This window comes from Phycisphaeraceae bacterium (assembly GCA_019636655.1).
Lineage (GTDB): Bacteria > Planctomycetota > Phycisphaerae > Phycisphaerales > UBA1924 > JAHBXB01.
Genome location: JAHBXB010000001.1, coordinates 736,207 through 758,110 on the forward strand (window position 1 = coordinate 736,207; position 21,904 = coordinate 758,110).

Sequence of the window (21,904 nt, forward strand, 5' to 3'; positions counted from 1 at the left end):
ACACTTGCGTATCGACCTTCGCCAAGCTGATCTTGATCCCCACCCGGGCCCGAAGTCTGTGCGCCCTTGTCGTCGTGCGTGACGGGCAAGACTCGCCGACTGCAGTACTGGAGTTCACGCACGGTCAATCGGGCTTTTCCGCCACGTACACGAACCGGGAGAGCCGGCGCTCCCTCGCGATGCGGGCGGCGACCGCGAGAAACTCCTGGTTGGCGCGATACAGAGCCTCGCCCTCGAGTCGCCGCAGTTCGACTTCCCGGACCTGCCGAGCCGCTTGCCATGCTGAAGCCGCGAGAGCCACGGCCTCGGTCACGTCCTCCTTGACGATCAGCCGCAGACCTGCGCGCGCGAGCATCTGGTCGTTTGTCTCCCTTGCGACAAACAAGAAGAAGCCAATCGAGCTCCGTGCCGCGATCTCGGCATTGGTGAGCGGACCTGTGATGACAATCGGATCCGTGAACAGGAGTCGGCCGCCGGGCTTGAGCACGCGGGCCCATTCGGCGAAGATGCCGGCCCGGTCGGGCAAGTGATTCACGGCGTCGATGCACATCACGGCATCGAATGTCTTCTCCGCAAAGCGAAGCGGTTGCCCCGCATCGACCACCTCGAAGACTGCCTGATGCGTGAGCCGCCGCCTACCCGTCTCACGGCGCGCGGCCGCGATACCGTCAGCATCGATGTCGACTCCCGTCATCCTGGCACCGGTTCGCTCGGCGACCCGCAGGGCCGGCCCACCCGAGCCGCAAGCGACGTCGAGCACCTCGCACCCCGGAATGATGGATAGCCACTGGATGAACTGATCCTGCTCCGGAACGGTGATCCAGCCGTTCTGTCCCATGTCCTCACCCCAGGTCGCACGCCGGATATCTTGGTAGATCGCATCGTCGAAGTGCTGGTAGGTCGAGTCGTAAAACCCGGCCGTTTTGACACCCATGGGCCAACTCCTTGAACGAACGGCCACATCCTATGTCCATCTCCTGGAGCCTTTGTGACAGCACGGCCGCGTGCTCATGCGGTGTCGAAATGACTCCCCGACAGCACTACAAAGACACATGGAATACCGCCCCATCGCCAACTACGGCGTCATCGGCGACATGCACACGGCCGCGCTCGTCGGTTTGGACGGCTCTATCGACTGGCTGTGTCTGCCCCGATTCGACTCACCGAGCGTGTTTGCGCGGATCCTGGACGCTGAGAAGGGCGGGCACTTCTCCATCTCGCCCGTTGACGACCAAGCCGCCGCCCGTCAGTTCTATTGGCCGGACACCAACGCACTCGTCACCCGGTTCTTATCCGAGGCTGGTGCCGTGGAGCTGACCGACTTCATGCCGGTGGGATCGGCCGCCCGTCCGTACCGCCAACTGATCCGCAAGGTCTCGGGCGTCCGTGGCAGCGTCCGGCTGCGCCTTGCGTGCAGGCCAGCGTTCGATTACGCGAGGGCGAATCATGAATGCCGACTCACCTCGCACGGCGCGGAGTTCGTTGCGGCGACCGCCTCGCTGCGGCTGATCAGCCCGGTTCCCCTGACTGTCGATGGAGACGCCGCGACATGCGATCTCGTCGTGAACGAGGGTGAGACACTGATCTTTGCCATCGAGAGCGCCGGCGAACAGGGTCGCGAGTCGGAGGGCCCCCGCCTGCTGACCGCCCACGAGGGCGAACGGCTGTTTCGACAAACCGTCGACTACTGGCGACGCTGGGTGAGCCAGTGCCACTACACCGGACGCTGGCGGGAGATCATCATCCGGTCGGCACTGGCCCTCAAACTCATGACCTACGAGCCCACCGGAGCGATCATCGCCGCGCCGACCTGCTCACTGCCGGAGGAACTGGGCGGCACCCGCAACTGGGACTACAGGTACACCTGGGTCCGCGATGCCGCGTTCACGGTCTACGCCTTCCTCCGCCTGGGCTTCCGCTCCGAGGCCAAGGCATACATGGACTTCCTCGCCCGAGCCGGCGCCCAGCAGCGTAGCGACCGTCCCCTGCAGGTCTTGTACGGCATTGACGGGAGGACGACGGTCGATGAGCAGACGCTGGACCACCTCGATGGCTACCGCGGCTCGAAACCGGTCCGGATCGGCAACGGCGCCGTCAGCCAGCTCCAGATGGACATCTACGGCGAGTTACTCGACGCTGCGTATCTGTTCAACAAGTGGGGCGAGCCGGTGTCGGCGGCGATGTGGCAGACTCTCCGCCACATTGCCGATTGGGTCTGCGACAACTGGAGGCTCGCCGACGAGGGGATCTGGGAGATCCGCGCCGATCGCCGGCACTTTGTCTATTCCAAGCTGATGTGCTGGGTCGCGATCGATCGGGCGCTTCGGCTCGCGGACAAGCGATCGTTCCCGGGCGACCGTGCCCGCTGGCTCAGCACCCGCGACGAGATCTACGCCGAGATCCTGGCCAAGGGCTGGAACCCGCAGGTCGGCGCATTTACGCAGTCGTACGGGACCGACGAACTGGACGCCGCCAACCTGATGATGCCGCTCGTGTTCTTCCTGGCGCCCAGCGATCCCATGATGCTCTCGACCCTCGACGCAATCATGCGGCCGCCCTCGGCTGGCGGGCTGGTCTCGAACAGCTTGGTGTTCCGCTACAACACCTCCCGCGGGGCCGACGGCCTGCCAGGGGACGAGGGAACGTTCAACATCTGCACATTCTGGCTGGTCGAGGCGCTGACACGGGCCGGGAAGTTCGATCACCGGTATTTGGACGAGGCGCGTCTGATCTTCGAGCGCATGCTCGGGTACGCCAACCACCTGGGGCTCTACGCCGAAGAGACCGGCCCGTCGGGAGAAGCTCTCGGGAACTTCCCACAAGCATTCACCCACCTTGCCCTGATCAGCGCCGCATTCAACCTTGACCGCTCCCTGGGGGGCGGAGCCTGATCGCCCACCATGAATTGGGCAGGTATTCAACGCACACAATCTGGCGTGAAGAATTCTACCTGGATGGGCGTTTCCAATCCGGGCGGGCACGAAGCCGCGCCTCGAAGGCTTTGAGGAGACTCTCAAAATGGTTCACCCGGCTCGCCCCCTCCCCGCCGTGCTGCTCGCGTGCGCTGCCACACTCTGGGCTGGGTGCGGTGAGTCACACATGACGATGGATGGCGATCTCAAGACCGCGGTGAAGGCCGACCTGAACGGAACTGTTCGACTTGAGGGACCGATCCAGATCCAGATGCAGGGACCGGTGATCCGCTACGAGGGGATCTACATCAGCGACGAGCTCCTGGATCGCGTTCGGATCGGCGAGACGACGGACGAGTGGCTCCTTGCCGTCTTCGGAGAGCCGACGTCGAGAACCGAAATGAAGGACGGATCGCAGATCTGGCGATGGACGTACGGCCCCACCGAGCAGCAAGCCTCTATCGTCGAGGTATTCGGCTCTACCGAGAAGGAGCCCAAGCTGGCCGTTCGCAGCGTCTTTGCCCACCTCCGAGGCGGCATAGTCATCGAAAAATGGAAGGGCTAAACGGTACCGAAACTAGGGTTTTCACCAGTTCACAGCACTTCACGCGGTCACGCCAATTCGATTCGGATAGTGTTTGGCCATCAGATCGCAACCATTGGCTTGCAGTCCTCCAAACATCGTGTACATTCTTCATCAAGCGAGCGGAGAGAGAGACCCCCGCTAGCGAGTTCGTAACAGCTCCCCGTCGTCACGTGACGCCGGCGGGTTGTTGGCCGAAGACGGTCCCGGTCTTCGCGGCGCGTAACCCGCGCGGAACACTGCGGGAAGAGAGAGAGAGAGAAGACTATGAACATGCGTCGTTTTGTTTTCTGCCTCGCGGTTCTCGCGGGGGCCGCGGCGTCGGCGAGCGCTGAGCTCTCGTTCGTCTCGGCGGTGGGCAACCTGTCCGACGGAATCTCGAGCAACATTGGCAACGTGCAGTCCATGCGGAGCAGCGGCGGCCTGCGCGATATCACGGCCGGTGATACCTACGGCGCTGCGCTGCTCGGGCAGAGCCCGGCTGGCGCCGCCTTCGTGACCAACGCAGCCGGTCGCATCACCAGCTTCGTCTACGACAACGCGGCGTCCTTCCACGGCACGCTCGTTGGCAGCGCCGCAACGGTCAACATGGCCGAGCTCACCATTCCAACCGGCCCGAACTCGGTGCGAGTGATTGTCGGCGCCTTCACCACCGACAGCAGCAACCTCTGGATTTCCGGTCTCAACATCGGTGGTCAGGCGATGAACCAGGGACGTCTGGACGTAGGCGCCGGCGCGTTCACCGACGGCCTGCTGTGGGACAACCTCCCGGGCGCTATTACCAGCGTGTCAATTACCAATGCACTGTTCATCGATGGCAGCCTGGTTGCCACGAGCGCCCCTCTGACCAACGGTCGGGTGCTGCCCGAGATGGGTTCCTTGGTGGTATGGAACGGTGTTGTCAACTCTGGCGTCGACGAGACCCAGATGATCTTCGACATCACCTACGTCCCCGCCCCGGGCTCTGTCGCCCTGCTCGGCCTCGGCGGCCTGCTCGCAGCCCGTCGCCGCCGCTAGTCTGTATCCGATAGCCAGTCAGTCTCTCGCCTCTTGCCCCCGGCGCGTCCCACGCGGCCGGGGGTTTTTTTCTCGGCGACTACTTCAGCGGATGCCCCCCCTTGGCCGCCCGCTCGCGGTTAACCCTGACAAATGCGGGTGGATGGTCCTTCACCAGTTTGACCAGTTGACTGGCGGTCACGTCAAGCCGCAACGCGGCCTTCCTCGGCTCCCACCCACTAGCCCCAAGCACATCCATCGCCTCGGCCAGCATGGCGGGAAAGTCCTCGTGCTCCGGGTTGCACGCGATCCTGCCCCCGCCGGTCCGCGATCGCCAAAGCCTCGATCCAATCTCGCCCACCGGAACAGTCGACCTCACCTCCACAGCAAGCGTGAGTCGCAACCGGAACACCGCCACACGCTTGTTCTCGGCCTGCGATCTGCGTTCTCCGGCATGGGCCTGGATGCCCGAGGGCACGTGGCTGATCGTCACCAGCGTCTCGACCTTGTTGCGGTGTTGCCCCCCGGGGCCCGAGGACCGCCCACGGTCGAGCGTGCACTGCCTGAGCAGATCCTCTTCCGGGAGGCAGGCAGGGTGTGGCCAAGAGTCGATCATGGGGGCCGCCCTAGCCACGAACCGTTGGGGTGGCCGCGAGCGAGAGCGGATCGCCCGCGGGCTGGTACCGACTGAGCAAGTGTCCACCTAGGCCAGCAATCATCGCGGCATTGTCGACGCAGAGCCCCGGATCACAAAGGCGAACACAGACACCGCGCCGGGCCGCCAGCTCACCCAACTTCCGCCGCAGCAACGAGTTTGCACTCACCCCCCCACCAACGAGCACTGACCTCGCTTCAGGAACCGCGTCAATCGCTCGCTCAAGCTTCAGCATGACGGCGGCAATCGCCGCGGACTGAAAGGACGCCGCCAAGTCCCGTCTCCTGGCGTCATCAAGCGCAACCGCGGGCTTGGCCAGCCCCTCTCGATCTGGAACCCCGCGCGCCGCGTAGAGGATCGCCGTTTTGAGCCCTGAGAACGAGAAATCCAGTGACTCGCGTGAGAGCCGGCTTACCGGCAGGTCGACGGCCCCAGGATCACCCGCGGCGGCGAGTCGGTCCAGATTCGGTCCGCCGGGAAAGGGAATCCCCAGGATGGCGGCTGCCTTGTCGTACGCCTCGCCTACGGCATCATCCACGGTGGCGCCGATCCGCTGGGGATCAGCGAAGTTCTCGACTCGGTACAGGGACGTGTGCCCGCCGCTGACAACCAAGCCAAGGGCCGGCAGCAGCCCATCCAACGAATCCTCGCAGCACAACACGGGGGCGTAGAGGTGCGCCCGAACGTGGTCAACGCCGATGATGGGCACCCCAAGTGCCCACGCCAGCCCCTTGGCCGCGGCGACCCCGACCAGGAGCGAACCGATGAGCCCCGGCCGATTGCCGACGGCCACCGCGTCGACCTCATCAAGCCTCAAGCCCGCCTCGGCAAGTGCAGCCCTGACTACGGGCAGTACCCGCTCCGCGTGGGCCCTGCTGGCGATCTCCGGCACCACGCCCCCATACTCCTCGTGCAGGTCGTTCTGGGATGCGATGACGTTGGAAAGGACCCGACGCCCGGCCACAACCGCCGCCGCGGTCTCATCGCACGAGCTCTCGATTCCCAGAATGGTGTGGAGTGCACGCCGCACAGGTTCAGGATAGTGAGGCAGGCGGCTCGCCGGGGGCGATGGACAGCGGGATGGGTTCCCCTCTACCGTTGGGTTCGCACCGCTGTCCCCAATCGAGGTTCAACATGGCTATTCGCGTCGGCGTCAATGGGTTCGGTCGGATTGGTCGTCTGTTCTACCGCATCGCCGCGGAGAACCCGGGAATCGAGATCGTGGCTGTAAACGACCTGGTCCCCGCGGACAATCTCGCGTACCTGCTCAAGTTCGACACGATGCATCGCCGGTTCATGATCAACGGGAAGCCCGCCGAGGTGTCCGCGACGGAGAACTCCTTTTCGGTCAATGGCCGCACGACGAGGACGATGGCCGAACGGGACCCCGGCAAGCTGCCATGGAAGGACATGAAGGTTGACTATGTGCTGGAGTCCACCGGCCTGTTCACAGATCATGAAAAGGCGGGCCTCCACCTCCAGGCGGGCGCGCGGCGCGTCGTGATCTCGGCTCCAACCAAGAGCACCGAGCAGGTTCCCACGATGTGCTACAAGGTCAACCACGAGTCGTACGACCCTGCCAAGCACACGATTATCTCCAATGCCTCGTGCACGACGAACTGCCTGGCGCCGGTCGCCAAGGTCATCCACGACGAGTTTGGGCTTGAGGAGGGGCTGATGACGACCGTCCACGCCGCGACGGCGACGCAGCCCACTCAGGACGGTCCCTCCAAGAAGGACTGGCGCGGCGGGCGCAACGCGTACCAGAACATCATCCCCTCCAGCACCGGCGCCGCAAAGGCGGTGACGCTCTGCATCCCGGCCCTGAAGGGAAAACTGACGGGCATGTCGTTCCGCGTCCCGACCGCGGACGTCTCCGCGGTCGACCTGACCTTCAGGACCGCCAAGGCGACCAGTCTTGACGCGATCAACGCGGCGATGAAGAAGTGGGCCGACGGCCCCATGAAGGGCGTCCTGGCCTACACCGATGAAGAAGTGGTGTCGAGCGACTTTGTCGGCGACCGCCACTCGTCGATCTATGACTCGCTCGCGGGGATCGAACTCAACAAGAACTTCTTCAAGATCGTGTCGTGGTACGACAACGAGGCGGGCTATGCCGCCCGCTGCGTCGACATGATCCGCATGCTGGCCGACAAGGACGGCCTGCAGTAGCACCCAGCCAAGCCGCCTCGATTTCCGCCTTTTAGGACCGCCGGCGCGCCGACCCGAAGTGCAGCTCCAGGTATCGCGCGACATAGTCGACGATGCTCTGCGCTTCGGGAATGTCTGCGTTGCTCGTGGGGCCCATCGGCTCGAATCGCATGCCCTTGAACCGCTTGACGGCGTCGTCCAGCGTCAGGCCGTACTGCAGCGAAAGGCTGAAAGCCCGGCAGAACGCCTGGCACATGCCCGACATCGTCGAGCCTTCCTTGGACATCTTGATGAAGAGCTCGCCCGGGCGGCCGTCGGTGTGGAGCCCGATTGTCAGATACCCCTCATGACCCGCCAACGAGAACTTGTGGGTGATGGACGAACGGGTATCCGGCAGAACTTCGCGATTGGCAATCATGCGACTGACACCCTTGTCGCTCCACGCGACGCTTCCGTGCTGGCGTGATCTTCAACGATCCGTCATCAAGCGAACAGCCCATGCCCACGATCTGTAGAATGACCGTGGCGCCCTGCACACAGGCGGTAGTGGGTATCGGCCCTGCTGGACCGAGGTCGCCACAATATCTCGGACCGGTATCGCTGGCAAGCCGGCTGTCAAGAATTGATCAAAGCGACCAGTTATCCACCGTTTGGCAGCCTACGACACCCCACAGGCCTGTCGCATCAATCACGGCAGCTGGCTTGCCGTTTGCGTGCCAAATCGTCGATACACTTCGTTCAGCCACGCATGACGCACCCTTGTTCAAACCCGTTTGGAACTCGCCGCGCCGCCCCTGCGCTTGGCGGCCTGACGATGCTGCTGCTTGCCACGCTCGTCGTGGCGCACGCGGCCGCGGGTGTTGACCCCGGATGCCTCGCCCCGGGCACCATGTCGCTGACGGACCGCGTCCCGACGCGGGTGCTTCCGCTCCTGGCCCGCGCCGCGCGGCGGTCCGCCGCGCCGCTCGAAGCGCCGCGCCTGCCCGCTGCCGAAAGGGCCGCCGCAAGCCGGTGGGCGTCGAGCATCCTTCGAACCAAGGCGCCACTCGATCCAGCTCGTTGCAGCGTGCGTGTTGAGCACCTGGACCTCCCCCCCCCGCTGGCGTAATCCTGCGTCGGCCCCACGATTGCGGGCCGCCCGTCGCGCCAGCCCTCACCGCGGCCGCTTTAGCGGCTGCATCAAACCATCCAGTGCTCCAGGCGCCGTCTCGTTGAGGTGGCGCATCCTTCGTTCCAGTCGGTTGAAGCCGGCGGCCCGTCTTCGCGGCCACGGCGTGCAGAAAGCGAACTGAATCACCATGGCCAAAGCCGCAACTCACCAGGGAATCCCCCTTATCGGGCCGATCCTGAACAAGATCATCGGGACGCGCAACGAGAGGTTTGTCAAGAAGTACACGCAACGGGTGCAGGCGATCAACTCGCTCGAGCCCGAGACCAGGGCGCTGACCGACGGTCAGATTCGAGCCAAACTCCAGGAGTTCCGCGACCGGCGGGCCAAGGGGACCTCCGCGATCGATCTCATGATCGAGGCGTTCGCCGTGGCAAGGGAGGCGATGGACCGCTCGGTGGGAATCCGAAACGTCCTCGACCCCGCCCGCGGGTTCGATGTCTCGCTGCTGCCGGCGTCGGCCCGGGAGGTCTACGCGACGGTCCGAGCGCAGGCCGAGGCGCTTCCCCCGGCAATGCCCGAGGGGTCGTTCCTGGGAATGACCGAGCCGTCGCCCGGCTGGCGGCAGGTGGACATTCCCAACGAACTTTATGACGCGGTCCGTGAGGCGTTTCCGGAGAGCCGGCCGCCGTTCCGAGCCCGCCCATTCGATGTCCAGCTGATCGGCGCCATGGTGCTCTACCAGGGCAAGATCGCCGAGATGAAGACGGGCGAGGGCAAGACCATCGTGGCCCCGCTAGCGACGTACCTCGCGTGCATCGAGAACCTGAAGGTGCACGTCGTCACGGTGAACGACTACCTCGTTCAGCGGGACCGCGACTGGACCTTCCCGTTCTTCCATGCTCTGGGCCTCACGGTCGGCGCCATCCACCCGATGCACATGCAGAACGAAGACGTCAAGCGCCGCATGTACCAGTGCGACGTCGTCTACGGCACCACCGCCGAGTTCGGCTTTGACTACCTGCGCGACAACATGAAGCGGACGGCCGAGCAACAGGTCCAGCGCCGCAGAGAGTTCGCCATCGTCGACGAGGTCGACTCGATCCTGATTGACGAGGCGCGGACGCCGCTCATCATCTCGGGTCCGGCGCACGAGGACGCCCCCCGTTACGAACTGGCCGATCGCCTCGCGCGGCACCTGGTCGAGAAGCAGCGGCCCTGGCAGCAGGGCGACGATGCGGTGCAGGCCTGTTTGCGCCGCATCAAGGGGCTCGAGGGCGACATCCGCAATGTCCGCGACAAGGCAAGGGTCCCGGCGCTCCAGGAGCAGCTCAAGCAGACCCGGGCCGAACTCCCCGCGCTGGAGAAAGCCCGGGCCGCCCACGTGCAGTACTACGAGGTGGAGATGGAGCGCAAGTCCGTCCATGTGACCCACCAGGGCACGGCGGAGGCTCAGCGAGCCGCGGGTATCGGCTCGTTCTACGTCGGCGAGAACATGGACCTCCCCCACCTCCTGGAGCAGTCCCTGCGGGCGCACGTGGTCTACCAGCGTGATCGCGACTACATCGTCATCCCGCAGGAAGACCCGATGACCGGCAGGATGGAGGATTCCGTCGTCATCGTCGACACGTTCACCGGCCGGCCCATGGTGGGACGCCAGTGGTCCGATGGGCTGCATCAGGCATGCGAGACCAAGGAGAAGGTGCCGATCAAGCAGGAGACGCAGACCGTTGCGACGGTCACGATCCAGAACTTCTTCAAGATGTACAAGCGTCTCGCGGGCATGACCGGCACCGCGGATACCGAAGCACAGGAGTTCCACGACATCTACCAGCTGGATGTGGTGTCGATCCCGACCAACCGCGCCGTCGTCCGGCGCGACCACGACGACCTCATGTTCATCTCCGGCAAGGACAAATGGGGCTTTATCGTCGACGAGATCAAGGCGTTCCACGATGTCGGCCGCCCCGTGCTGGTCGGCACGACAAGCGTCGAGAAGAGCGAGACGCTGAGTCAGATGCTCGCCAAGGCGCACCAGGTCAAGCACGAGGTGCTCAACGCCAAGCAGCACGAGCGAGAGGCGAACATCGTTGAGAACGCCGGCCAACTCGGCGCCGTGATGATCGCCACGAACATGGCCGGACGCGGCACCGATATCAAGCTCGGTCCGCTCAGCCGCGAGGCCCTGCTTGACCACTGGCTCAGGCGGGGGCTGGCTCCTCGGACCGTGACCGTTGAATCGACCGACGACCAGCTCAAGGAGGCGGTCTACCGGAAGATCGCGCCCGGTGAGCTTGATGTTCCCAAGCGCGAGGTCGAGGCGATGGAGTTCGCCAAGCTCGAGCTGGACCTGCTCCGGCATTGGGCGACAAAGCACACATGGCTGTCGGAAAAGAAGGTCAACACCCTGGACGCCGAAGGACTCCGCAAGGCTCTCGACGAGCACGGCCGATTCCTGCTCCACCGTATCCGCTGGTTCAAGACCATCGAGGACCTGGGCGGACTGCACGTCATCGGCACGGAACGCCACGAGTCACGCCGTATCGACAACCAGCTGCGTGGTCGCGGCGGCCGCCAGGGCGACAAGGGGTCTTCGCGGTTCTTCGTCTCCTTCGACGACGACCTCATGAAGCTCTTTGCGGGAGACCGAACCCTCAAGATCCTCTCGGCGCTGGGCATGAAGGAGGGGGATGCCATCGAGCACCCCATGCTCTCCAAGAGCGTGGAGGGCGCGCAGCGCAAGGTGGAGGAGCGGAACTTCCAATACCGCAAGCAGGTGCTCGAATACGACGAGATCATGGAGCACCAGAGGCAGACGTTCTACGGTCTACGCCAGCGGGTGATCGAGGGGGACAACGTCCGCGGCCTGATCTTCGACTACGTCGCCGATGCCGTTGACGACGCCGTCGACACCTACCTCGGGCGCGATTACCCGGCGACCTGTGCGGTCGAGTACGCCGCCGAGGCCCTCGACTGCGCCGTGCCGATCGAGCGTCTCCGTGGGCGCGATGGGCCCGACCTGATCGCCCGCATCCGCGAGGACGCCAAGAGTGATGCCCGCGCCAACATCGCGATCACCATCGGCGAGTACATGCCCGACGACGATGCGGATTCGGCCTCGCGGGACATCGACTTCGACGCGGCGGGCCTCGTGGCCTGGGCGAAGTCTCACTTCGGCGTCGACCTGGACATCGAGCAGCTCCGCACGGCCGGCGTTGCATCGCGACGCCAGATCGAAGAGAAGCTCGTAGAGGCCGCGATTCACCGCATCGACGAGGCGGACCTCTCGAAGGTCGAGACCTTCGTCGCCGAGGGATACGGGGCCGAGCAGCTCGCACGCTGGGCCGAGCGAAAGTTCGGAATCACCCTCGACACCGCCCAGATCGGCCGGGTCATGCAGGACAAGGGCGCCGACGGTGTCGTCCAGATGATCGTCGAGAAGACCGATGCGCTCTACCGCGACCGCGAGGTGGAGCTGCCCGTCGATTTTGCCCTGCAAACGGCCATGATGGTCATGCGGCAGGACCCGCAGGCCGGGCTCGACCGGCTGGTGCAGTGGGCCAACTCCCGGTTCAGGCTCGGTTGGACGGCGGAGACAGTGAAGGCAACCCCGCCGCAGAAGGCGAGGGAACTGCTGCTGGAGGCTTCCAGAAAGTGGGTCGAATCCGACCAGCTCTCCAAGGAGATCCACGACGCCGTCGCCATCACGGATAACGAGGCTCTTGACGCCCACTTCCGTGAGCAATTGGGCTTTGGGATCACGGATGAGATCCGCCGCGCTTCCGGGCCGGATCGCGAGCAGGCGATCCGAGCCCGTATCGAGACCTCGCTCCGCATGGAACTGCTGTTCTTCGAGCGCACGCTGCTGCTCAACACGCTCGACCCGCTCTGGAAGGACCACCTGTACGCGATGGACCAGCTCCGGGGCGCCATTTCATTCAGGGCCTTCAGTCAGCAGGACCCTCGCATCGAGTACAAGCGCGAGGGGGCGCGGATGTTCAAGGACATGCTCCAATCGGTCCGCAACCGCGTAACCGACGATGTGCTCAAGGTGCGGCTCGCGATGCCGTCGCCTGGCCTTGGGGGCGCCCGGGCCCCGGCGCCGGTTCAGCAGCCGCCGGCGATCCGGCAGGCCCCCGCCAACGGCCGTCCCCAGGGAGCCCCCATGCCCTCCGCGAACCCAGTCGGTTCGATGATCATGGGGCCCGGCTTGGCTCCTATGCCGGTTCCGGCCCGCGAGCAGCGGGACCTTGAGGCCGCTCAGCTCGCGGGGACCGACCCCGCGGCCAAACCCGCCCAGGTGGTCAAGAGCGAGAAGCGGCTCGGACGGAACGACCCCTGCCCCCAGGGCTCGGGGCGGAAGTACAAGAAGTGCTGCAACCGCCCCGACGGCGTCTGCACCGGTGACGGGCTGAACACCCCCCCACCCCAGGGCGATTCGGAGGGGGATGACAACTAGCCGTGGTTCCCCCGGCAGGCTCCGGGGTGCTGACGAAAGGCGAATCCGGAGGAGACCCGCGGGCGTATCGGATTGGGACAGGCCACGCGCCTCGGTGTATCCTGCCCTGCCGAGGCCCACGACGGTGCAACCCTTCCCTGCGCGTCCGGAGAACGACCCATGAAGACTCAGGCTGCTCAGGCAAGACGGAAGCTCGCCGCGTTCACGTTGATCGAGATGCTCGTGGTGCTGGTGATCATCGGCATCCTCGCGGCCATCACGGTGGCCGTCTCGGCTCATGTGATGGGAACCGGCAAGCAGCGAGCGACGGAGCAGGTACTCCGGGCCCTGGACCAGATGCTCACCTCCTACCAGGCGGAGAAGGAGGCCAACCCGCCGTCGGAGTTCGTGGACGGCCAGGGAAAGCGCTTTCCCATCATCGACGGCCGCGCGGTCGTGGCGGCACCGACCGACGCGGCGGAGCCGTCGCTGGCCCTGTTCGCCCTGGCTGTGAGCGACCAGAATCGCGCCGGCGACATCTTCAAGAGCATCGATTCGAAGTTTATCGAGCGGGTGCCGTCGATAACGACGGCGTGGGGCCAGCCGCGGGACTCGGGCGGAACGGCGCTGGCGACGGTGATCGTGAAGGACGCCTTTGGCCACCCGATCCGGTTTGTCCACCCCAAGTACGACGGCGGCTACGGCGAGTATTACTGGCTCCAGGACGGCGTCCCGACCGGCGAGCCGACCGCGGCCGACCCCTCGGGCAACCCGCTCTGGACGAACGCGGACAACCCGATCCACCCAAACCGGAACCCTCGGACGATCGATGGCGTGCAGGTTCGGCGCTCGTACCTTCCCTTCGCGCTCCGTCCGCCCGGCACGCCCGTCAAGGGCTCGGTGGGCGACGCCGATGAGGGCGTCTGCCCGGGGAAGCGCCCGTACTTCTATTCGGTGGGCCCCGATGGTGATCCGGGCACCCGCGACGACAACATCTACGTGACGACGCCGACGTTCCCGGAAGAGAACGCCCGCGAGCCCAATACCTCCGGACGGCACTAGGGCCCGTGAGTCAGCAAGCAACGTCCAAGCCGCCCGGAAGACCGGTCGGAGAATTGCCGATAGTCCGTGGTCCGGTGTCGTGGAGCCCTGCCCGCACGGGGGCTACCATGACCGCACAGATTCCGGGGTGTAGCGCAGCTTGGTAGCGCGTCTCGTTCGGGACGAGAAGGTCGAAGGTTCAAATCCTTTCACCCCGACTTGTTTCAGAGTAAAGCCCTTCGATGAGCACATCGAAGGGCTTTCTCGTTGAAAACACAGCACTTGCGCCATCCAGGGTGCAGTTCAAACAGACGATTTCGAGGATTCGCCGCTTCGTGGCGTAATCCGCAGAAACCCACGTGTTTTGCAGTGTTTGCGAGAGTTCAAACACCTTGGCCGCGAGCTCGGCCGTTTCGTCGTGGGAACGGTCCAGAACGTCCAGTTGCAGCTTGATGGACGCGAGCCGGTCCCGAAGCTCGGTGTGCTTGCGGGCGAAGGTGTCCTGATCCACGTCATCGCCGAGCCGGAGGTTCAGGAGTCGGTCCTGCTGGGCCACCAGGAGCGAGGACTGCCGCAGGAGTTCCTCCCGCTGAGCCCGGGCGTCGGATTGGGCGTCCCGCGTCTGTGACGCGAGGACAGCCCGGAACCAGTCCCGAACGTCGGGATCGTCCACCTTCATACGAGCGAAGAGTTCCAGCACCTGGCGCTCAATCTCGGATTCCGGCACCCGCACCCGCGGATGCCCGTCGGTGGTGTACCGGCTGCACCGGTAGTACACGTACCGACGATCGCCGGACTTGGCCCGCTTGATGATTTGCTCACCCGTGATGGCGTGGCCGCAGTGCCCGCAGGTCATGAACTCGCTGGCGAAGGTCATCTGGTGGGCGTGGTAGACATGCCCGCCGAGGAGGGCTTGCACTCGATCCCAGGTTGAGCGTTCGGCCAGTGGCGTCTGCTTGCCCGGATACCACTGTCCCTTGAACGGGATTTCTCCGATGTACGCCCGATCGGTGAGAATCGCGTGCAGCTTGCTGCGGGTGAACTTCGGAGCCTCCGGCCGGTACGTCAAGCCCTCCGCATGGAGCCGGTCACGAAGGGCGTCAAGGGTCAGTGGCTCATAGGCGTAAAGGTGGAAGATCCGTTTGACGTTCTCGGCTGCCGCCGGATCAACTTCGGTGACGCACCGACCATCCCTGCGGACGTTGCGGTAGCCATAGGGAGCCTTGCCGACGAACCAACCCTCCTGAACCCGACGAGCGAGGCCTTCGCGGACATCGACTGACTGTTGCTCGGTGTAGAAGCTCGCCATGTTGGCGAGTGTCCGCCGCATCATGCGGCCGGCGGGGTTGTTCTCTGTCGGCTGCGAGACGGAGATGAACCTGACGTCGTACTCCGATTCCAGACGTTCCAGTTCAACCATGTCGTAGAGGTTGCGGACCGCACGGTCCACCTTATAGAAGAGCAGCCCGTCCAGCTCTTCTGCATGCTTCTTCGCATAGGCAATTAGCTCGCGGAATGTTGTTCGCTCGTCTGCCTTTGACGCAGTTTCCGCGACCCGAAACAAGCGAACGATTTCGCCGCCAGCGGATGCGGCATATCGACGGAGAGCATCCTCCTGCACGGCAAGCGAGAAGCCTTCGCGTTCCTGTTCCCGGCTGCTGACACGTGCCAAGGCGACGAAGCGTTTCATGGCGTCACTCCCGCTTGAGAAGCTCGAACAACCGTCCTGCCGTCTGGACAATTGTAATCGCTTCTTCGACGGAAAGGGGCTTTCCGTAGCGGGGTTCCCACACTTTTCGCGTGAGGAGCACGAGCTCCGGCGTGATCCACTCGGGCGTACCGACAGGAAGCGACGCCGGGGCATCACGCCGCGCAACCAGTTCGTCAAGATGGAGCGTCCGTCTCGCCATGTGCTTGCCGGTTAGTCAGCGCCAACTCACTTCATGCAGCAGTCGCGGCGAATTTCGCCTTCTCACGCCTGTATGCCTCTGTCACCTGTTGGAACTTTCGGGATGCGGCTTCAACATCCGGCGGTGAAGCACCGGCGAGCCGATCGGGATGGAATCGCAGGCACGCCGCGCGGTACGCGGCCTGTACATCCTCCATCGAAGCGCCAGGCGATAAGCCGAGCAATTTCAGATCGTCAAACGATGCGTCTCCACCATCGGTCGTCGAAGGAATTGGTTCTGGCTGTTGCTCCGCCGCCACTGCTCGCATCCACGCTGCGATGCTGTCGCATTCGTCCGCCGCGCACTCGCAGAACGTATTCATGGCAGACGGTGAATAGGTCACGCACGAGACGGGCTCGATCCGGAACTGGATGAACGTGCTGCGGCCGTCATCGCCGAAGCCCGCGACGGCCAGTGCCGGAATCTCTCGCCACGACAGCGGGCGCTGTGCAGGGACTTGCAGAACACTCGTGTCGCCTCGAAGGAATACGTCCATGATTTCGTCCGATGCTTTCAGCACGAACCCGCGCTCCGCCATGTTCTGGCGGAAAAGGCGACGGGTCGTCGGGCCGGGCACGGGGACGCTCAGAATCCGGGTCAATCGCAGTCGGACTTTCATGGTCTCGGTCTTTTTCAGCCAGCGGTGAAAATAGATCGCGGCAGCAATGAAGCCGACAAGGGCAAGCAGGTACATGGTGATCTCCTGGTACTCAAGTGACGCTCAATCCCTTTCGAGTTCCTGTTGTGGAGGCTGCGGCTCGCGCGACTCGACATCGCGCTCCGCCTGCTGCAATCGCTCACCGAGGATCGACGGCCGTTCGTCCGGATCGCGCGCCGCCTTTTCCTTGTCTTCCATGACTTCGCCCGGCGTCCGGGTGCCATAGATGCCATACTGCGGAGGCTGCGCGACGTTGGATGAGGGGTACATGGCGGCCCGCAGTTCCGCGAGGCCTTGCCTTGCCATAGCCGCCGCATGACCAGCACCGATCTTGGGAGTGGATTTCTCTTGCTTCATGACTGTCTCCTTTCAGGTTTGATTACTCACCGCGCAGGTCGCGGAATCGGTCCGACGCACCACGCTGTTCGATGAAGGCATCGTGCATGTCTAATGCCCGCTTCCGCTCGTATCCGAGCGTCAGGTTGGTTGAGACAAGAAGGCCGAGGCTTGCGAGGATCAGGTAGCAGCCGAGCGTCTGGCTCAGACCCAGCGCAAGAGCGCCGACCAGGAACGTGAGCAGCGGCTCCACGATCCCTTTGACCTTCTCTTCGGGCATTCGCCGAAACACCCGCATCAACCTTGGCGTGCCGGTGTACAGCGTGTGCGGCTGCGATCCGCCCCGCTTGCGGCGTAGATGCACGCGAGCGCGAACACAGATGCACATGAAGAGGAAGCACGCCAAGAAGAACAGCAGCGGCTCGGCGCTCTGGCCTTCGCAGCAGATCGGGAAAAAGAGCATCAGCAGCACCGCGGCGCCGGCTTGAAGTCCGATGTACCGCTCGCCGAACGATTCCAGTCGGTGAAGGAATACCTCCACCGACAGTGCCAATGCCCGGCACAGGAACACGAAGATGCTGACGCCGTTCTGAAACTCCATCTTGCGGCTGCCGGGAAGAGGTTGCTGGTGCATGTACGTCTCCTTGGGCGCGCAGTGATCGCGCCCGGTTTGTTCGTGCCGTCAATCCGCCATCCACTTGTCTTCAGGCTTTCTGCCTGAACGTCACGGGGAGCCAAGTGCGCCCCGAGCCTTCAAACACTCTTCCGTTCTGAAAGACGATCGCATCGACGACACCGCGATTGGCCGTGCCGCCAGTGCGAAGCCGTGTGAACTCCCTTGGTTGAACTTCGTACTCCCATGTTTCCGAGAAGCCGCCGCTGGTACTGCCCGATGCACCGAGCCACGAGAGGCCCAGCACGGCATTTGCCTGCTCTTCCGATGAATAGCTGCTGCTGCCGTTGGCCAGGCACTGCCGCGACCGCCCGATGAGGCCGGAGGCCCATTCGTTGGTTACGGGATCGCCGTTGGCGTGCAGAATCTTGGTGTTGAGATTGGCCAGAAGCGAATCGGTTTCGGCCCGTGCCTTTTCTCCACCGCCCAGAGCCGCGATGAAGTTGCTGTAGTTCTGTGAGAGCAGGACCGTTGCCACGCGGGCAGCACGGCAAGTGGTCTGGAACTGCATGTCGTATGAGGTGACGAAGTGCTGTGCCTCGTCGGTCCACAGAAACGCCGGACGCGGGCTCTGCCTCACGTCGCGCCGCTCGATGTCGCGCTGCACAGCGTATTTCCAGAGGACCTGCGCGAACTGGCCGACCTCGGCGTACTCCTTCACGGGCAGGTCGATCACGATCACCTTCCCGTGCGGGATCGCAGCAGGCGTGATGTTTGTCTCCGTGCAGAAGAGTTCACGCAGCAGGCCCCGATTCAGAACATCGACCATCGATGTGAACGTGGACACGATGACGCTGCGCGTCTTGTCGCTCAAGGCGGGGAACTCCTGCATGAAATAGTCGGCGACGATCTCGAAGTCTGTTTGCTGGCGAGATCCCTTGCCACGCCTATCTGCATCCGCCAAGCACTGGAAGCAGAACGAGGACTTTTTCCATTCTTCTGAGGCAAGCTGCTCGCGTGATGTGGGAGCCGACACCACCAGCCGGTACAGATCGGGAATGGTGACTCTGCCTTTCGCGAACACCAGCAGATCGACGAGATTGCGGCAGAGTTGACGGTTCGCTCGCTTCCAGTAGCCAGAGTCTTCACGGCCATCCCCACCAGCGGCCGTGCTTCGCTCAGCCACTTCAAGCACGGTCGAGAGCAGATTGACGATGTTCTCAGTCAAACCAGCGCCGCCACCGTCACGCTTGAGTTCGTGATCCAGGAAGGAAAACCGCCAGGGAGACGACGGCCCGAAGACGATCAGGTCATCATGGCGTCCGGCTTCGCGGCAATATGTCTCCCAGAGTGCCCGTTCATCGGGCTTGGCGGTGAGTACAAGCCCACCGAAACCAGCGCGGAGCATCGCCAGGGCCAGCGTACGTCCGCTGCCGGATGACTTGCCTGATCCCGTAGCTCCGAGTATGAGCGTTCCTTCCACCGCGTCTCGCAGTGTCCAGAGATCGTGGTCGTTCCAGTGGAGCAGAGGTGACCCGAGATCCCATGAAGGTGCAGGCGCGGAGGATTTGCGGAATAGGCCAAACATCGGTGCCTCCAAAGATCAGTGACCCTGTTTGCGCTTCGCGTCCTGTCCCGCCTTCCAGGCGAGCGCGATGAGGAAGAGAATGAACACGCGAACGAGTTCCATGCCTGTCTCCTACTTGCGCTTTGAAGAGACCAGTGCTACTGCATCGCTCATCGCTGTTCCGTCGGCACTGACAGCCCGCAGGCGCTCGACGAGATCGGTGAGCCAGTTCACCACCGCATCGATCGAGAGCGTCGGCGCGGACACGATGACAGAGCGTCCTTCACCGAGAGGAATCACAACTCGCTCACGCGGTGAAGCCGTTCGCCGACGGGGCATGTGGCCGCCCTTGGCCTGGCTTGCTGATCGAACTTTGGCGACCACCGCTTCTCGCGACAGATGACCGTTCACGGCCTCAGCGGTAAGCCGCTCACGTTCAGTCGAATCGGCGACCTTTGCGACTTCGTACGCGGTACTCATCGCGAGCCTGCCGGCAGTGAGATGTTCCTTTACGTCGGGCGGAAGGACGAGGAGAGCGAGGAGTTTGGAGATACTTGCCGGCGACAGGCCGAGCTTCACCGCGACTTGGGCCGCCGTCCATCCGGTTTCAGTCATCAGCCGATTGATCGAGGTCGCCCGTTCGATCGGGCTGAGGCCGACTCTCTGAGCGTCGATCACGAGTTGACGGTGAGTGACATCCGCTTCGGTCAAAGATTGCTCCTCGACGATGATCGGGACGGTGGTTAGACCGGCAAGCTTCGCAGCCCGCAACCGCCGTTCGCCGTCTAGAACTACGAGCAGGTCTCCGTCACGACGTACCAGGAGCGGTTGATGAATGCCGCCGGACTCCGCGATGCTGCGAGCAAGCCCCGTGATCTCTTGGTCCGAGTAGCCGGAGGACTGCCGTACCTGCGGGCGGCAGACGAGAGCGTCAACCGGCGCATGGGACAGTGTCGTGTTCACTGGCGCTCCCCCTTTCGCGCCTGACCCTGGAGGTTGTTGAGTTCGATCTCTTCGTAGAGCTTCCGCTTCTTACCGTCAGCTATGGCTGACCGGGCTGCGGCTATGGCTGCGATAACGTAGCCACAGTCATCGAGCCATCCGACCAACGGGATTGCGTCAGGCGCAAGGTCCAACGGGCTGATCGTCAGGAGGGCCAGACCGATGCACATCGCCCACTTGGATATCTCTAGACCGACGCATCTCAATCTGCTGGCTGGGAGTGCGAGCAGGCCAAGCATGACGATGAACATCAGTGACCCACACAGGACGAAGACTTTCAGGAACGAGAAGAACGCTTCCATGATGCACTCCGGTGAATGTCATGAGCACGGTCAGGTCACATAGCCCGACTCGTTGTGCTCTCACCGAAGTATGCGACACGTAGCGCTGCGATGATGCACTCAACCTTGCGCATAGTCTGCGTGCGCCTGAGGTACTTTGATGCAGTGTGCGGTAGTGTGCGAGAGTATGTACATGCAGTCACGCGCGCGTATGCGATTGGACGTGTTGGAGCCCTAGCGGAGCGGCGCGATATTGCCTCCAGCCTTTTCGAGGGCCATGATCACGCACGTGTACAAACTCGGCCGCGATCAACTCAGCAAAGAGTGTCTCTGCATCCTTTCGCTCACGGCGCAATCCAGCAAGTTCGAGCCATTCGCACTTGCCGATCCACGCCCGTTCGCGGGGACCGGACCGACACTTTGCGTAATGCGAAGCAATGGCCTCAAGCAACTCTTCGGCTTCGAAGGACAGATGCACGGGTGATGCATCCGGGGAAAGCGAGTGACAACTTCTTGCACCGTCTGGCGCCGTGCCATCTGCTGTGTTCTCAAGCAGGTTCGCGAGGCATCGCAAAGCAGCAGCGACATCGTGAACAGAAACGCTGCGGTTGTCGCCCGCTGTACTACTCGCGCACGGCACAAGAAGACCCGCGAGTACTTCAGCGAATGGAGGGAGGAACTCAGTTCGCGGATTGACGCTCAGAGAACGTGCGCGGTTCTGCGATGTCTGAAGCAAGTGCGCACCGTGAGTGGGGCCTGGCATAGAGCCGTGCCTTTCTGATCCCAGTCACGGCAAACCTCTTGCCGGTCTTCTGGGAACCACGTGCGGTGCTGATCGCACACAGGGTGCGACCGCAGTTCAGGTTGTCATGGGTGGCCACGACCCTTCGTCTGATCGGCAGGAGGACGTGGGTGCGGGACGGTTGGAGGCGTCATCCGACACCTCTAGCGAGTGCCTTCGCCAAACTGGCCGATCCACAAACTGACGGCGAAAGAGGACCACGCCCGTCACTGGAAGGCGACCGAAGATCTCAATCAAGTGTTTCTCATTCGAGAAGCAAGCCGCTTCTCCCCAAGGAGAAAATGCCGAACGCGAAGGCACTTCGATCCAGCCACTTCGGGCACTATGCATGTGTCGCATCCGGCCTCCTTGGGAACTGCTCCAAACAGCATACCGCTTCCTCGGCTCCAAGGTGTACGCCAGCAAACGGGTTGCCAGACATGGGCAAGCCGTGCTAGTCATTAGATTATTCTTGAACCACTCATGAGTGAGCCTGTGTCCGGACGAGTCCTGGGGAATGTTGAAGTTGCCATCCTGACCAAACTGAACGAACTAGCGGAACGTCATGGGCTTTCGCCACTCGACATTGCTGCCGAATTTCACGGCCAAGACGAGAAGTCCAAGCTGGTCTTCTACACGCTGCCGCAGGAAGCGGTTCCCTTGGAGAGATTCGAGCGCATGATGCAAGGGCTCGGAATCACTGATCGCGAAACGCTGCACATCACGGGCACCGAACAGCAGGTTTACGACACCATCCAGTGGGCCATCGAAAAGGCTCCCCGGCGTGTCCGTTAAGCGCCTGTCACGCTCGACACGCACGCCGTCGATCCGAT

Annotated in this window: 19 protein-coding genes and 1 tRNA gene; 9 read left to right on the top strand and 11 right to left on the bottom strand. The window is 63.4% G+C overall.

Features of this window, described 5'->3' with window-relative positions; translation table 11 throughout:
* Positions 1-124: 124 nt before the first annotated feature.
* Positions 125-934: a class I SAM-dependent methyltransferase gene (locus KF745_03195; protein ID MBX3357412.1), complete on the bottom strand. Its 810-nt coding sequence runs from the start codon at positions 932-934 to the stop codon at positions 125-127.
* Positions 935-1,052: 118 nt separating this feature from the next.
* Here KF745_03195 and KF745_03200 point away from each other — a divergent pair, with 118 nt between their 5' ends.
* The 3 genes from KF745_03200 (at position 1,053) to KF745_03210 (ending at position 4,512) form a co-directional block, all read left to right on the top strand.
* Complete coding sequence (locus KF745_03200; GenBank protein ID MBX3357413.1) at positions 1,053-2,891, top strand: glycoside hydrolase family 15 protein; 1,839 nt, start codon at positions 1,053-1,055, stop codon at positions 2,889-2,891.
* Between the two features lie 208 nt (positions 2,892-3,099).
* Positions 3,100-3,477: a hypothetical protein gene (locus tag KF745_03205; protein MBX3357414.1), complete on the top strand. Its 378-nt coding sequence runs from the start codon at positions 3,100-3,102 to the stop codon at positions 3,475-3,477.
* A 291-nt stretch (positions 3,478-3,768) separates the two neighbouring features.
* Complete coding sequence (locus tag KF745_03210) at positions 3,769-4,512, top strand: PEP-CTERM sorting domain-containing protein (protein ID MBX3357415.1); 744 nt, start codon at positions 3,769-3,771, stop codon at positions 4,510-4,512.
* Between the two features lie 79 nt (positions 4,513-4,591).
* Here KF745_03210 and KF745_03215 read toward each other — a convergent pair whose 3' ends face one another.
* Positions 4,592-5,107 carry a peptide chain release factor-like protein gene (locus KF745_03215; protein ID MBX3357416.1) on the bottom strand — a complete coding sequence of 172 codons (516 nt, stop codon included), beginning with the start codon at positions 5,105-5,107 and terminating at the stop codon, positions 4,592-4,594.
* A 10-nt stretch (positions 5,108-5,117) separates the two neighbouring features.
* Complete coding sequence (gene tsaD / locus KF745_03220; protein MBX3357417.1) at positions 5,118-6,176, bottom strand: tRNA (adenosine(37)-N6)-threonylcarbamoyltransferase complex transferase subunit TsaD; 1,059 nt, start codon at positions 6,174-6,176, stop codon at positions 5,118-5,120.
* Positions 6,177-6,280: 104 nt separating this feature from the next.
* Here tsaD and gap point away from each other — a divergent pair, with 104 nt between their 5' ends.
* Complete coding sequence (gap, locus tag KF745_03225) at positions 6,281-7,318, top strand: type I glyceraldehyde-3-phosphate dehydrogenase (GenBank protein MBX3357418.1); 1,038 nt, start codon at positions 6,281-6,283, stop codon at positions 7,316-7,318.
* A 31-nt stretch (positions 7,319-7,349) separates the two neighbouring features.
* Here gap and KF745_03230 read toward each other — a convergent pair whose 3' ends face one another.
* Positions 7,350-7,715, bottom strand: a complete 366-nt coding sequence (locus tag KF745_03230; GenBank protein MBX3357419.1) for a hypothetical protein — start codon at positions 7,713-7,715, stop codon at positions 7,350-7,352.
* A gap of 330 nt (positions 7,716-8,045) precedes the next feature.
* Here KF745_03230 and KF745_03235 point away from each other — a divergent pair, with 330 nt between their 5' ends.
* The 4 genes from KF745_03235 (at position 8,046) to KF745_03250 (ending at position 14,102) form a co-directional block, all read left to right on the top strand.
* Positions 8,046-8,405 (top strand): hypothetical protein, encoded by a 360-nt coding sequence (locus KF745_03235; GenBank protein ID MBX3357420.1) that lies wholly within the window; start codon positions 8,046-8,048, stop codon positions 8,403-8,405.
* A 190-nt stretch (positions 8,406-8,595) separates the two neighbouring features.
* Entirely contained in the window at positions 8,596-12,864 is a 4,269-nt protein-coding gene (gene secA, locus KF745_03240) for a preprotein translocase subunit SecA (protein ID MBX3357421.1), read from the top strand.
* A 159-nt stretch (positions 12,865-13,023) separates the two neighbouring features.
* Positions 13,024-13,905 carry a type II secretion system protein gene (locus KF745_03245; GenBank protein MBX3357422.1) on the top strand — a complete coding sequence of 294 codons (882 nt, stop codon included), beginning with the start codon at positions 13,024-13,026 and terminating at the stop codon, positions 13,903-13,905.
* Positions 13,906-14,028: 123 nt separating this feature from the next.
* Positions 14,029-14,102 (top strand) — tRNA-Pro (locus tag KF745_03250).
* Here the strand turns inward: KF745_03250 and KF745_03255 are convergent.
* The 7 genes from KF745_03255 to KF745_03285 all read right to left on the bottom strand — a co-directional run bounded on the left by KF745_03255 (position 14,084) and on the right by KF745_03285 (position 20,311).
* On the bottom strand, positions 14,084-15,574 hold the full coding sequence (locus tag KF745_03255) for a recombinase family protein (protein MBX3357423.1): 1,491 nt from the start codon (positions 15,572-15,574) through the stop codon (positions 14,084-14,086). The genes KF745_03250 and KF745_03255 overlap by 19 nt on opposite strands.
* Before the next feature lie 251 nt (positions 15,575-15,825).
* Positions 15,826-16,527: a J domain-containing protein gene (locus KF745_03260; GenBank protein MBX3357424.1), complete on the bottom strand. Its 702-nt coding sequence runs from the start codon at positions 16,525-16,527 to the stop codon at positions 15,826-15,828.
* 27 nt (positions 16,528-16,554) lie between these two features.
* Entirely contained in the window at positions 16,555-16,848 is a 294-nt protein-coding gene (locus tag KF745_03265; GenBank protein ID MBX3357425.1) for a hypothetical protein, read from the bottom strand.
* A 22-nt stretch (positions 16,849-16,870) separates the two neighbouring features.
* Positions 16,871-17,461, bottom strand: coding sequence for a hypothetical protein (locus tag KF745_03270; protein ID MBX3357426.1), 591 nt, complete (start codon positions 17,459-17,461; stop codon positions 16,871-16,873).
* 70 nt (positions 17,462-17,531) lie between these two features.
* Positions 17,532-18,923: a TraM recognition domain-containing protein gene (locus KF745_03275; protein ID MBX3357427.1), complete on the bottom strand. Its 1,392-nt coding sequence runs from the start codon at positions 18,921-18,923 to the stop codon at positions 17,532-17,534.
* Between the two features lie 216 nt (positions 18,924-19,139).
* Entirely contained in the window at positions 19,140-19,970 is an 831-nt protein-coding gene (locus tag KF745_03280; GenBank protein MBX3357428.1) for a ParB/RepB/Spo0J family partition protein, read from the bottom strand.
* Positions 19,967-20,311, bottom strand: coding sequence for a DUF1232 domain-containing protein (locus KF745_03285; GenBank protein ID MBX3357429.1), 345 nt, complete (start codon positions 20,309-20,311; stop codon positions 19,967-19,969). Before KF745_03285 ends, KF745_03280 begins: the two co-directional genes overlap by 4 nt.
* Positions 20,312-21,554: 1,243 nt before the next feature.
* Between KF745_03285 and KF745_03290 the strand changes: the two genes are divergently transcribed.
* Positions 21,555-21,866: a hypothetical protein gene (locus KF745_03290; GenBank protein MBX3357430.1), complete on the top strand. Its 312-nt coding sequence runs from the start codon at positions 21,555-21,557 to the stop codon at positions 21,864-21,866.
* Positions 21,867-21,904 lie beyond the last annotated feature (38 nt).

Coding starts and splice junctions, on each gene's coding strand:
- KF745_03195 (MBX3357412.1), bottom strand. CDS start 934: ATGGGTGTCAAAACGGCCGGGTTTTACGACTCGACCTACCAGCACTTC.
- KF745_03210 (MBX3357415.1), top strand. CDS start 3,769: ATGCGTCGTTTTGTTTTCTGCCTCGCGGTTCTCGCGGGGGCCGCGGCG.
- secA (MBX3357421.1), top strand. CDS start 8,596: ATGGCCAAAGCCGCAACTCACCAGGGAATCCCCCTTATCGGGCCGATC.
- KF745_03245 (MBX3357422.1), top strand. CDS start 13,024: ATGAAGACTCAGGCTGCTCAGGCAAGACGGAAGCTCGCCGCGTTCACG.
- KF745_03265 (MBX3357425.1), bottom strand. CDS start 16,848: ATGAAGCAAGAGAAATCCACTCCCAAGATCGGTGCTGGTCATGCGGCG.
- KF745_03200 (MBX3357413.1), top strand. CDS start 1,053: ATGGAATACCGCCCCATCGCCAACTACGGCGTCATCGGCGACATGCAC.
- gap (MBX3357418.1), top strand. CDS start 6,281: ATGGCTATTCGCGTCGGCGTCAATGGGTTCGGTCGGATTGGTCGTCTG.
- KF745_03285 (MBX3357429.1), bottom strand. CDS start 20,311: ATGGAAGCGTTCTTCTCGTTCCTGAAAGTCTTCGTCCTGTGTGGGTCA.
- KF745_03270 (MBX3357426.1), bottom strand. CDS start 17,461: ATGCACCAGCAACCTCTTCCCGGCAGCCGCAAGATGGAGTTTCAGAAC.
- KF745_03235 (MBX3357420.1), top strand. CDS start 8,046: ATGACGCACCCTTGTTCAAACCCGTTTGGAACTCGCCGCGCCGCCCCT.
- KF745_03205 (MBX3357414.1), top strand. CDS start 3,100: ATGACGATGGATGGCGATCTCAAGACCGCGGTGAAGGCCGACCTGAAC.
- KF745_03230 (MBX3357419.1), bottom strand. CDS start 7,715: ATGATTGCCAATCGCGAAGTTCTGCCGGATACCCGTTCGTCCATCACC.
- KF745_03290 (MBX3357430.1), top strand. CDS start 21,555: ATGAGTGAGCCTGTGTCCGGACGAGTCCTGGGGAATGTTGAAGTTGCC.
- KF745_03215 (MBX3357416.1), bottom strand. CDS start 5,107: ATGATCGACTCTTGGCCACACCCTGCCTGCCTCCCGGAAGAGGATCTG.
- KF745_03255 (MBX3357423.1), bottom strand. CDS start 15,574: ATGAAACGCTTCGTCGCCTTGGCACGTGTCAGCAGCCGGGAACAGGAA.
- KF745_03260 (MBX3357424.1), bottom strand. CDS start 16,527: ATGTACCTGCTTGCCCTTGTCGGCTTCATTGCTGCCGCGATCTATTTT.